Here is an 11,303-nt window from a genome sequence, read left to right as displayed (position 1 = left end):
GTGGCGGGCATGCCGTCCCCCGCGATCGCCGCCCTCGACGCCGCCGGCCTGCCGTACCGGGCCATCCGGCACGGCCCGGTCCGCAGCCTCGCCGAGGCCGCCGCCGCCCGCGGCGTCGCGGTCCCCGACGTGGTCAAGACGATCGTGGTACGCCGGGGCGAGGACGACCACCTCTTCGTGCTCACCCCCGGCGACCGGGTCGTCTCCTGGCCCAAGCTGCGCGCCCTGCTCGGGGTGAGCCGGTTGTCCATGCCGGACGCCGAGGCAGCCCGGGCCGCCACCGGTTACGAGCGCGGCACCATCACCCCGTTCGGCTCGACCACCGCCTGGCCGGTGGTGGCCGACGAGCGGCTGCGCGGCCGGGAGATCACCCTCGGCGCCGGCGAGCACGGGCTGGCCGTCGCGGTGGACGCCGACGCGGCCGTCACGGCGCTGGCGGCCACGGTGGCCGACGTCACCGATCCCGAGCCCACCCGCTGACCGCCGGCCGCTGGCCGCCGCCGGGTGGGCGGCATAGCGTGAGGCCATGCCGAAAGCCGTCTGGAACGACCTGATCGTCGCCGAGAGCGACGACACCGTGGTGGTCGAGGGCAACCACTATTTTCCCCGCGCGGCGCTGCGCGACGACCTGATCCGCGACTCCGCCACGCACACCGTCTGCCCGTGGAAGGGCACCGCCTCGTACTACACGCTGGAACACGACGGAAAGACCAGCGCCGACGCGGTCTGGTACTACCCGGACCCCAAGCCGGAGGCGGCGATGGTGCGCGACCGGGTGGCCTTCTGGAAGGACGTCCGGGTCGTCGACTGAGTCACCCCGGCACCGGGGCGGCTGGCCATCGACGGTCGGGTTGGGTCAGGATGCCCCCATGTCCGACCCACGCACCGACCCGCCCGGCACCGTGTACGGCGCCCCCCGCGCGGCCCGCCCCGGCCTGCCGCGGGACCCGCTGATGCGGATCGCGCTCGGGGTGGCGCTGGTGGGCGTACTGCTCGGGGCGTTCTTCGCCACCGGCGTGCTCGGCGGCGACGACGAGCCGGTGCTGCCCGCGGCGGCCGCGCCCACCCCGCCGGCCGACGGGCCGACCGGGGCGGCGCCGACCACCGAGGCCGCACCGACCACCGAGGCCACGCCGACCACCCCGGCCGCGCCCTCACCCACCGCCGCGCCGACCACCCCGCCGGCGCCGGCGGCCGGGCCCAGGGTGTTCCGGGCCGCCGCCTCCGGGCTCTGCGTCGGGGTGACCGGCGACGACCCCGAGGGCGCGGACGCGCAGCTGGCCGACTGCACCGGCGGGCCCGAGCAGCAGTGGGTGGCGACCCCGGTCGCCGCCGACGTGTTCACCCTGACCAACGCGGCCAGCGGCAGGTGCCTGGACGTCGACGGGCAGCGCACCGACGACGGCGTGGACGTGCAGCAGTGGTCCTGCAACGGCCAGCCCAACCAGCAGTGGCGGCTCGCCCCGACCGGCGCCGGCCCGGTGCTGCTGGTCGCCGTGCACAGCGGCAAGTGCGCCCAGGTCGACGACGCCGGCACCGAGGCCGGTGACGAGCTCGAACAGGCCCCCTGCACGGGCGCGCCCGAGCAGCAGTGGGCGGTCGGCTGACCGGCTCCCCCATGTCCCGGGCCGGGACGGCGCCGGGCCCGGCGAGGCGGCCTCAGCCCCGGTAGCTCCACGCCCGGCCGCCCGCCGCCACGGGCAGCGCGACCGGCGCGGGCGCCGGTCCCCGGCGGCGCAGCAGCAGCGAGAGCCCGGCCGCGCCGATCGACAGGGCGCCGGCCACGTACCAGGCCAGGGCGTAGTCGCCGAGCCGGTCCCGAACCAGCCCGGCGCCGGTGGCGGCGATTGCCGCGCCGACCTGGTGGGCGGCGAAGACCCAGCCGAAGACCACCGCGCCGGAGGCGCCGAAGTACTCCCGGCACAGCGCCACCGTCGGCGGCACGGTGGCCACCCAGTCCAGGCCGTAGAAGACGATGAAGACCAGCATGCTCGGATGGGCCGTACCGGCGAAGAGGCCGGGCAGCACCAGCAGCGAGGCGCCGCGCAGCGCGTAGTAGATGCCGAGCAGCAGCCGGCTGTCCATCCGGTCGGTGAGCCAGCCGGAGGCCACCGTGCCGACGATGTCGAAGAGCCCGACCAGGGCGAGCAGCCCGGCGGCGGTCGTCTCCGGCATGCCGTGGTCGTGCGCGGCCGGCACGAAGTGGGTGCCGACCAGGCCGTTGGTGGTCGCCCCGCAGATCGCGAAGCCCCCGGCGAGCAGCCAGAACGGCCGGGTCCGCGCGGCCTCGGCCAGCGCGCCGACCGCCCGGGCCGCCGCGCCGCCGGCCGGCGGCGTCGGGGGCACCACCTCGGTCGCGCCGTAGGCCGGCAGCCCGAGATCCGCCGGGTGCTCGCGCAGCAGCCAGACCACCAGCGGTACGACCGCCAGCGCGGCCCCGGCGACGACGAGCGCCGCCACCCGCCAGCCGTGGTCGCGGACCAGCACCGCCACCAGCGGCAGGAAGACCAGCTGCCCGGCGGCCCCGCCCGCGGTCAGCACCCCGGTCACCAGGCCCCGCCGGTGGACGAACCAGCGCCCGGTGACGGTCGCCACGAAGGCCAGCGCCATCGACCCGGTGCCCAGCCCGACCAGAACGCCCCAGCAGAGGATCAGCTGCCAGCTCGCGGTCATGAAGACGGTCAGCCCGCTGCCGAGCGCCACCAGCACCAGCGCGCCGGCCACCACCCGGCGGATGCCGAAGCGATCCATCAGCGCGGCGGCGAAGGGCGCGGTCAGCCCGTACAGCATGAGGTTGACCGAGACGGCGGCGGAGATGGTGGCCAGCGGCCAGCGGAACTCGGCGTGCAGCGGGTGCAGCAGCACCCCGGGCGTGGCGCGGAAGCCGGCCGCGCCGACCAGCGCCACGAAGGCGACGGCGGCGACGGACCAGGCCGGGTGGAGACGGCGGTATCGGGTCACCGTACGAGTCTCGGCATCGGCGGCCGGAACGACGAGTGGCCGGAAAGCCATCATGCGCAATAATCGGGCCATGACCCTCGTCCCGCACCGGATCGCGGTGCTCGCCATCGACCAGGTGGTCGGCCTCGACCTCGGCACCCCGGCCCAGGTCTTCGGCACCGCCCGCACCGACAACCTGGCGCAGCTCTACACCGTCGGCACCTGCACCCCGGGCGGTCGGCCGGTCCGCAGCACCGCCGGTTTCCGGGTCCTCCCCGACCACGGGCTGGAGCTGATCGAGGCCGCCGACACGGTGGTCGTCCCCGGCATCCACGGCGGGCCCGCACTGACCGACGGCACGGTCGACCCGGACGTCGCGGCGGCGCTCCGGGCGGCCCACCAGCGGGGCGCCCGGATCATGTCGATCTGCACCGGGGCCTTCGTGCTGGCCGCCGCCGGGCTCCTCGACGGCCGCCGGGCCACCACCCACTGGGCGTACGCCAGCCTGTTCCGCCGGCTGCACCCGGACGTCGACCTGGATCCGGAGGTGCTCTTCATCGACGACGGGGTGCTCACGTCGGCCGGGGTGGCCGCCGGCATCGACCTCTGCCTGCACGTCATCCGCACCGACCACGGCAGCGAGGTGGCCAACCGGGCGGCGCGGCGCTGCGTGATGCCGCCGTGGCGGGACGGCGGCCAGGCCCAGTACATCGAGCGGCCGATCCCCCGGGCGGCGGAGACCGGCACCGCGGCGACCCGGGAGTGGGCCCGGCAACGGCTGCACGAGCCGGTCGCGCTGCGCGACCTGGCCGCGCACGCCCGGATGAGCGTGCGCACTTTCACCCGGCATTTCCGCTCCGAGACCGGGCTGAGCCCGGCGCAGTGGCTGCTCCAGCAGCGCACCGAGCACGCCCGGCTGCTGCTGGAGACCACCGACCTGACCGTCGACCAGGTGGCCCGGCACGCCGGCTTCGGCACCACCGCCGCCCTGCGCCAGCATTTCCACCACCGCGTCGGCGTCGCCCCCACGGCCTACCGTCGCACCTTCCACCACACCGCCTAACCCCTGCCGGCTCCGGCTGCGGCTCCGGCGACCGGGCACTCCGGTAGCCGGGATGACACTTTCGCGGCACTCGTCCAGGCAACAACGGCACGATCGCGGCGAGCGGGGGGTCAAGCGGGATGGGGGTGGCGGCGGAGGGTGCGGAGTTGGGCGAGGTGCATCGGGAGGTGGACGCGGGTGTGCAGGTCGAGGGTGCGTCCCCAGGGCAGGTGTTGGTCGACGATCAGGTCGAAGCCCTCGCGCAGGTGGGTCTCGACCGGGGTGTCGGCGGCCGGGCCGAGCCGCTCGACCAGCACGCAGAGCTTCTGGCTGGTCGCCCGGAGCAGGCTGCCCACCCCGTCCAGCCCGCCGCACTCGGAGACCAGCGCGTCGAGCTGCGGGCGGTGGATCGTCTCCAGGTCGTAGTAGGCGAACGGCGACCCGGCGAGCACCGCCTCGGTCGCCTCGCTCAGCAGCTCGTCGTTGGCGGCCAGGTGCGCCACGATCTGCTCCGCGCTCAGCTCCCCCTCGGCCGGCGCCCCGAACCCGCCCGCGTCCACCTCCTCGAGCACCTCGTCATAGACCCGCCGCAACCCCCCACTCTCCATCCCCGCAGTCAACCCCGCCCCCACCCGTCGATCAGGGAGTTATGGCCTCCATTTCACCCGGATGAGGGGATTCGTCCACGACCACAACTCCATGATCGACGGGGCGAGGGGGCGGGGAGGGGTCAGCGGCGGCCGTGGCGGGCGCGGAGGTAGTCGCTGACGACGTACTCGCCCAGGTCGTCCAGGTCCGGGGTGAACATGCGGCCCTTGGAGCGGCGGGCCACGGCGTCGACGAAGCGGCGCAGGCCCGGGTCGTCGCCGAGCATGAAGAGGTTGAGCGTGGCGCCGTAGCGGGTGAGCTTGTCCACCTCGCGGATCGTCGCCTCGATCGTCTCCGGCAGCGGCGGCCAGTGGAAGTACGCCTCGCCGTCCTCCGGGTCGAGGTGGGCGGTGGGTTCGCCGTCGGTGACCACGAGCACCACCGGCTCCGCGCCCGGGTGGCGGCGCAGGTGCCGACCGGCCAGCCGCAACGCGTGCTGCAGGTTGGTGCCCTGCTCCATGTCCGGCTCCACCGCCGCCAGCTCCTGCTGGGTCAGCGGCAGCGCCTCCCGGCCGAAGCCGATGATCTGCAGCGCGTCCTGCGGGAACCGGGTCGCCACCAGGTGCGACAGCGCGAGGGCGGTCTGCTTCATCGGCCCCCACCGCCCCTGCGAGATCATCGAGTACGACAGGTCCACGCAGAGCGCCACCGCCGCCGACGCCCGCCGCTCGGTCTCCACCACCTCGAAGTCCTCGACCGCCAGCTGCACCGGCACAGTCGGGCCGGCCCGGCGGACCGCGCGGGTGAGGGTGCGCACCACGTCGAGGGGCTGCTCGTCGCCGTACTCCCACTGCCGGGACGCCCCGCTGACCTCGCCGGCGGCACCCGCCGAGCGGAGGTCGTGCTGGCCGCGCGGCCCGGCGGTCAGGTCGGCGAAGACCCGGCGCAGCGCGGTCCCGGCGAGCCGGCGCAGCGCCTTCGGGCTCAGGGTCAGCCCGTCCGCGTCCCGGCTCACCCAGCCCTGCCGGCGCAGCTCCCGCTCCAGCTCCCGCAGCCGGCGTACGTCGTCGGCGGCGTCCCGACCCAGCGTCCGGGCCACCGCGTCGACGTCGACGTCGTCGAGGGTGGCGCCCGCGTGCTCCTGGTCGAGGGAGTCCAACAGCTCGTCCAGCTCGGCGATCTCGCCGAGCGCCCCGGTCGCCTCGCCGTAGCCGAGCGGCTGGTCACCGCGGACCCGCTCCCCGCGCTGCCAGTTCAGGTCGGGGCGCAGCGCCTGCAGGTGGGCGTCGAGCGCGGACAGCTCGCCGGCCAGCTGCTCGCCGAGCGACTGGCGCATCAGCCCGGCCAGCTCCTCCCGCTGCCGGTCGGACAGCGACCGCATCAGCCGCTCCCCGGCCGCCGCCCGGCGGGCCAGCACGTCAACCAGCTCGTCGACGTCCTTCGGCTGCTCCGGGAAGAACTCGCCGTGCCGGCGCATGAACTCGGCGAACGCATCGGTGGTGTCCTCGGCGCGGGCGTGCCGGGCCAGCAGGTCGTTGAGGTCCCGCATCATCTCGCCGAGCTGCCGCTGCACGGCCGGGTCGGCGGCCGCCCGGGCGGCGTCCCGCAGCCCGGCGAAGCGCTGTTCCAGCACCTCGCCGCGGAGCCCGTCGAGGATCCGCTGGTACGTCTGCCGGGCCTCGTCGCTGGCCCACTGGTAGCCGGAGAGCTCCTCCACCGCGCGGGCGGTGGAGCGGGGCAGGTTGTCCAGCACCGCCTCGGCGAAGCGGGCGTCGTCGCCGTCGCGGCCACGCAGCTCGTCCCGCTCGGCGGCGAGGGCCTGGTCGAGCAGGGCCCGGGCGCGGGTGACCGCGCCGTCCAGGTCGCCCCGGCGCAGCGCGTCGCGGCGCAGCCGCCGGGCCCGGGCGGCCAGGTCGTCCAGGCCGCCCCGCCCCTGCGGGCCACGGCGCAGCAGGTCGCGCAGCGCCTCCCGGAGGCTCCCGCCGTTCAGCACCTCCGCGCCGACCGCGTCCACCGCGGCGCGCACGTCGTACGGCGGGGCGAGCGGGTCGGGCCCGCCCCGCCACTGGCCGTACCGGAACCGGTTGCCGGCCATGGTCAGCCCCGGCCGCCGTAGACGGTGCGACCCGACGCGGTGACGTCCTTGCCGAGCCGGCGGGTAAGGTGCAACCCCTCCAGGACGAACTCGACCCCGGCGGCGGCCTGCTCCGGAGTCGGCGCGTCGCCCAGCCCCAGCCGGTCCAGCGCCTTGGCCAGCCCCGGCACGGTGCCGACCTGGCGCAGCAGCTCGGCCGAGGAGACCAGCTCCCCGGTCTCGATCACCCCGTCCTCGGCGACCAGCGCGGTGAACCCGGACAGGTCCAGCCCGGCCAGCCGGGCCCGGAACGTCTCGGCGGTGGCGGTACGCAGCAGGTGGGCCAGCACCTCGATCTCCCGCCCCTCCTCGCCGCTCTCGAACTCGACCTTGCCGCGCAGCGTGGAGGTGACGGAGACCGCGTCGCCGACCCGGGCGACCGGCGCCTCGGGGCGTACCCCCTCGGGAGCGGGACCGGCGGCGAGCAGGCCGGCGCGGCGCAGCGCGGCGGCGGCGACCGTCTCGGCGGCGGCGATCGCGAAGCGGGCGGAGACGCCGGAGCGCGGGTCCACCGACGGCGACTCGCGGACCGCGCGGGCGAACCGGGCCAGCACCTCCAGCACGTGCTCGGGCACGTCGGCGACCAGATCGGCCTCCTGCCGGATCAAGGCCAGTTCCAGCTCCAGGTCGACCGGGTAGTGGGTGCGGATCTCCGCGCCGAAGCGGTCCTTCAGCGGGGTGATGATCCGGCCCCGGTTGGTGTAGTCCTCCGGGTTGGCGCTGGCCACCAGGAGCAGGTCCAGCGGCAGCCGCAGCTGGTAGCCGCGGACCTGGATGTCCCGCTCCTCCAGCACGTTGAGCAGCGCCACCTGGATGCGTTCGGCCAGGTCGGGCAGCTCGTTGACGGCGAAGATGCCCCGGTTGGTGCGGGGCACCAGCCCGAAGTGGATCGTCTCGGGGTCGCCGAGGGTGCGCCCCTGGGCGATCCGGATCGGGTCGACGTCGCCGATCAGGTCGCCGACGCTGGTGTCCGGGGTGGCCAGCTTCTCGCCGTACCGCATCGAGCGGTGCAGCCAGCCGACCGGCAGGTCGTCGCCGGCCTCGGCGACCAGCGCGCGGGAGGCCGGGGTGAGCGGGTGCAGCGGGTGCTCGTTGAGCACCGAGCCGGGGATGACGGGGGTCCACTCGTCGAGCAGCGCGCCGAGCGAGCGGATCAGCCGGGTCTTGCCCTGGCCGCGCTCGCCGAGCAGCACCATGTCGTGGCCGGCGAGCAGGGCCCGCTCGACCTCGGGCAGCACGGTGTCCTCGTACCCGACGATGCCGGGGAAACGGTCCTCGCCGGAGCGCATCCGGGCGAGGAGGTTGTCGCGGATCTCCTGCTTGACCGTGCGGTAGTGGTGGCCGGACGCCCGCAGTTCACCGAGCGTGCCGGGCAGGTCGGCGGGCGGGACCGGGGAAACCTGGTTTGGCGCAGTCACCCGAGCAACGCTAGCTCACGATTCTGTCCGGTCCCGCCGATCGGAGATCAGCCCCGGTCGCAGCGCCGGCAGACGCCCCGGCGGCGCAGCTGGTAGGCGTAGGTGGCGGCGGCGAGCGCCGGCCCCCAGAACGGCCAGAGCAGCATCGGCGCGCTGGCCATGCTGAACCCGCCGGTCAGGTGCCAGAACTCCGGGTTGGTGACCAGGCCGAGGGTGGCCGCGGTGACCGCCAGCGAGACCAGGGCTGCCGGGACGACCGCGAGCAGCACCGGCACCCGACGGCCGGCCAGGCCGACCATCCAGCGCGGGAACCGCTCACCCCAGCGCTGCACCAGCCCGAGGGTGAGGATCGCGCCGACCACGGCGAACGCCCCCAGCCCGGCGCCGGCCCAGACCAGTCCGCTCTCCTGCATCTCGTCGAGGAAGCTGCGGGGGATGCCGAGCGGGATGCCGGCCGCCCAGGCGAACCGGGTGAGCGCGTACAGGGTGGGGATGGCCGCGGCGACGTACGCCGCCCACCGGCCCCACCGGGCCGCGGCGGCGGGGGTGGTCCAGCCGTGGTCGGCGCCGTCCCGGCCGCAGCCGGGGCAGGCCCCGGCGGTACGCCGCTGCCAGCCCAGCACCGCCAGGGCCAGCAGCACCCCGCCGGCCATCGCGGCGGCCCTGGCGAACAGCGCCCAGGTGAAGACGTCGGCGTAGTCGACCGGCGGCCAGCCGAACGGCGCCCCGAGGAGGAGCATCGGCGCGTAGCCGAGGATGATCAGTACCCGGGCGTCCGGCACGACCACGGCCAGGACGAAGGCGACCGTCCAGCCGTAGCCGAGCAGCAGGGCCCGCAGCGGCCGGGACGGGTGCGCCGGCTCGTTCATGGCGAGCGCGGCGACCGCCGCGGTCAGCAGCAGCGCCGCGAAGAGCGGCGGCCCGACCGGATCGGGGATCAGCCGCAGCAGGTTGGCGTCGCCGTCCGGGTCGTCGACGCCGAACGGGTAGCCGGTGCCGGTGACCGTGGCGACCAGGGCGAGGACGCCCCAGAGCCCGAGCCAGCCGGCGGCGAGCGGCGCGGCCCGCCCGGCGCGGTGGGTGGGAACGATGGTTGTCGTCGTCATGGCTCCAGCCTCGGCGGGCGGGCGCCGCGAGCCCTCCCGTGCGACGGTGAACCCGCTCCCCCGGCCGGGGGACGGCTCGGCCCGCCGGGAACGCTCAGCCGGAAGGGACGACGAAACCGGAGTCGTACGCGGCGATGACCGCCTGGGTGCGGTCCCGGACGCCGAGCTTGGCCAGCACGTTACCGACGTGCGTCTTCACCGTCTCGGCCCCGACCACCAGGTGCGCGGCGATCTCGGTGTTGGACAGGCCGGTGGTCATCAGCCGGAGCACCTCCGCCTCCCGGTCGGTGAGCCGGGCGGAGCGCAGCCCGTCGCCGCCCCGCCCGCCGTACGCGCCGACGAGCTGGCGGATCGCCGCCGGGAAGAGCAGCGACTCACCGGCCGCCACCACCCGGATCGCCTCCACCACCTCGGTCGGGCGGGCCCGCTTGAGCAGGAAGCCACTGGCCCCGACGCGCAGCGCGTCGTAGACGTACTCGTCGTTGGCGAAGGTGGTGATCACCAGGACCCGGGGCGGGTCGGCCGAGGTGGCGAGCAGGCGCCGGGTGGCCTGGATGCCGTCGATGGCCGGCATCCGGACATCCATCAGCACCACCTGGGGACGCAGCTTCGCCACCAGCGGCGGCACCTCGGCGCCGTCGGCGGCCTCCCCGACCACCCGCAGGTCCGGCTGGGCGTCGATGATCGCCCGCAGCCCGACCCGGATCAGCTCGTCGTCGTCGACGATCAGCACGTCCGTGGTCATCGCGGTTCACCCCTCGGGGTCGGCAGCTGGACCCGGACCAGCCACCGTCCGTCCGCCGGCCCGGCGGTGATCCGGCCGCCGAGCAGCAGCACCCGTTCCCGCATGCCGTCCAGGCCGCGCCCGCCGCCGTGGGACGCGGCGAGGCCACGTCCGTCGCGTGGCGGCCCGGTCGCGCCGGCGAGGCTATTGACCAGCTCGATCTCCAGACCGTCCGGGGGTACGTCGACCCGCAGCGTCACTGGGCCGCGGCCGTAGCGGGCGGCGTTGGTCAGCCCCTCCTGGACGATCCGGTACCCCTCCCGGGACACCGCCGCCGGCAGGTCGGCGAGCGCCCCGCTGACCCGCGCGTGGACCGCCAGCCCGGTGGCCCGCGTGTCGGCGACCAGCCGGTCCAGCTCGGTCAGGGTGCGCTGCGGCGCGGTGCCGGCCGGTACCCGCGCCCCGGCCTCGGTCTCCCGGAGCAGCCCGAGCACGTGGTCCAGGTCGTCCATCGCGTGCCGGCTGGTCTCCTCGATCGCGGTGAGCGCCCGGCGGGCGAACTCCGGGTCGGCGTCGAGCAGTTCCCGGGCGGCGCCGGCCTGGAGGGTCGCCACTGTCAGGGCGTGCCCGACGGAGTCGTGCAGTTCCCGGGCGAGCCGGTTCCGCTCGGCCAGTCGGGTGGCCCTGGCCTCCAGGGCGGCGAGCCGCTCCCCCTGGGACGGGCCGAGCAGCACCGGCGCCATCGACGCGGCGAGCGCGCCCAGCCCGGCGACGGCGTACCCGAGCCCGACCAGCAGCACCACCCCGGTCAGGGTCATCCAGCGCGGGTCCCGACCGGCCAGCGGACCGAGCCCGTCGACGTCCGCCGCCCCGACGTCGAGGCCGAACTGCTGGGCGATGAAGACCAGCGCCATGGGGAACGCGCTGATCGCCGCGAAGAGCACCAGGCCTCCGGTGACCAGGTGCAGGGCGATCCAGAGCGCGGAACGCAGCCGGGTCTCCCGGTCGATCCGCCAGCCCGCCGCCGGCTCCGGCAGGTCGACCGCGAGCAGCGCCCGGGCGGCGGCGATCTCCAGCGCCCGGCTGCCGGCCAGGAAGACCGGCACGGCCGCGAGCACCGCGCCCACCAGCAGCAACCCCGCACCCGCCGGGCGGGGTACGTCGTCGTTGGCCAGCAACTGGGCGAAGGCCGCAGCGAGCAGCGCGTACGGCAGCACGAGCACCCCGCCGAGCAGCAGGAACACGGCCCGCCGCCACGTGCTGCCGCGAACCAGCGGCCTCAGCACCTCCCGGGGAGTCACCGGGCCATTCTCCCGCCGACCGGCGCCCCGCCGGCTCCCCCACATCGGGG

General features: G+C 75.7%; 11 protein-coding genes. 4 read left to right on the top strand and 7 right to left on the bottom strand.

The features are described from left to right. Positions 1-9 precede the first annotated feature (9 nt). Genes EV384_RS09525 through EV384_RS09515 form a run of 3 tightly spaced genes read left to right on the top strand, consistent with a single transcriptional unit; the run spans position 10 to position 1,607 of the window. Entirely contained in the window at positions 10-480 is a 471-nt protein-coding gene (locus EV384_RS09525; protein WP_242623992.1) for an aminoacyl-tRNA deacylase, read from the top strand. Between the two features lie 46 nt (positions 481-526). Then, entirely contained in the window at positions 527-811 is a 285-nt protein-coding gene (locus EV384_RS09520; RefSeq protein WP_130332092.1) for a DUF427 domain-containing protein, read from the top strand. A gap of 58 nt (positions 812-869) precedes the next feature. Then, positions 870-1,607 carry an RICIN domain-containing protein gene (locus EV384_RS09515; protein WP_130332090.1) on the top strand — a complete coding sequence of 246 codons (738 nt, stop codon included), beginning with the start codon at positions 870-872 and terminating at the stop codon, positions 1,605-1,607. A 52-nt stretch (positions 1,608-1,659) separates the two neighbouring features. Here EV384_RS09515 and EV384_RS09510 read toward each other — a convergent pair whose 3' ends face one another. Further along, positions 1,660-2,961, bottom strand: coding sequence for an MFS transporter (locus EV384_RS09510; RefSeq protein WP_130332088.1), 1,302 nt, complete (start codon positions 2,959-2,961; stop codon positions 1,660-1,662). Positions 2,962-3,013: 52 nt separating this feature from the next. Between EV384_RS09510 and EV384_RS09505 the strand changes: the two genes are divergently transcribed. Next, positions 3,014-4,003, top strand: a complete 990-nt coding sequence (locus tag EV384_RS09505; protein ID WP_130332086.1) for a GlxA family transcriptional regulator — start codon at positions 3,014-3,016, stop codon at positions 4,001-4,003. A gap of 110 nt (positions 4,004-4,113) precedes the next feature. Here the strand turns inward: EV384_RS09505 and EV384_RS09500 are convergent, their stop codons facing one another. From EV384_RS09500 to EV384_RS09475, 6 genes are all read right to left on the bottom strand, one after another. Continuing rightward, complete coding sequence (locus EV384_RS09500) at positions 4,114-4,590, bottom strand: hypothetical protein (RefSeq protein ID WP_130332084.1); 477 nt, start codon at positions 4,588-4,590, stop codon at positions 4,114-4,116. A 122-nt stretch (positions 4,591-4,712) separates the two neighbouring features. Continuing rightward, complete coding sequence (locus tag EV384_RS09495) at positions 4,713-6,665, bottom strand: vWA domain-containing protein (protein WP_130332082.1); 1,953 nt, start codon at positions 6,663-6,665, stop codon at positions 4,713-4,715. A 2-nt stretch (positions 6,666-6,667) separates the two neighbouring features. Then, a complete protein-coding gene (locus EV384_RS09490) occupies positions 6,668-8,122 on the bottom strand; it encodes a sigma 54-interacting transcriptional regulator (protein ID WP_130332080.1) in 1,455 nt (484 codons plus the stop codon). 47 nt (positions 8,123-8,169) lie between these two features. Further along, entirely contained in the window at positions 8,170-9,228 is a 1,059-nt protein-coding gene (locus tag EV384_RS09485; protein WP_130332078.1) for a hypothetical protein, read from the bottom strand. A 94-nt stretch (positions 9,229-9,322) separates the two neighbouring features. Beyond that, positions 9,323-9,973 (bottom strand): response regulator transcription factor, encoded by a 651-nt coding sequence (locus EV384_RS09480; protein WP_130332076.1) that lies wholly within the window; start codon positions 9,971-9,973, stop codon positions 9,323-9,325. After that, on the bottom strand, positions 9,970-11,253 hold the full coding sequence (locus EV384_RS09475; RefSeq protein WP_130332074.1) for a sensor histidine kinase: 1,284 nt from the start codon (positions 11,251-11,253) through the stop codon (positions 9,970-9,972). The genes EV384_RS09480 and EV384_RS09475 overlap by 4 nt, the downstream gene beginning before the upstream one ends. Positions 11,254-11,303 lie beyond the last annotated feature (50 nt).

Source organism: Micromonospora kangleipakensis (genome assembly GCF_004217615.1).
Lineage (GTDB): Bacteria > Actinomycetota > Actinomycetes > Mycobacteriales > Micromonosporaceae > Micromonospora > Micromonospora kangleipakensis.
The sequence above is the reverse complement of the archived record's forward strand: the minus strand, read 5'-3'. Positions and strand labels throughout refer to the sequence as shown.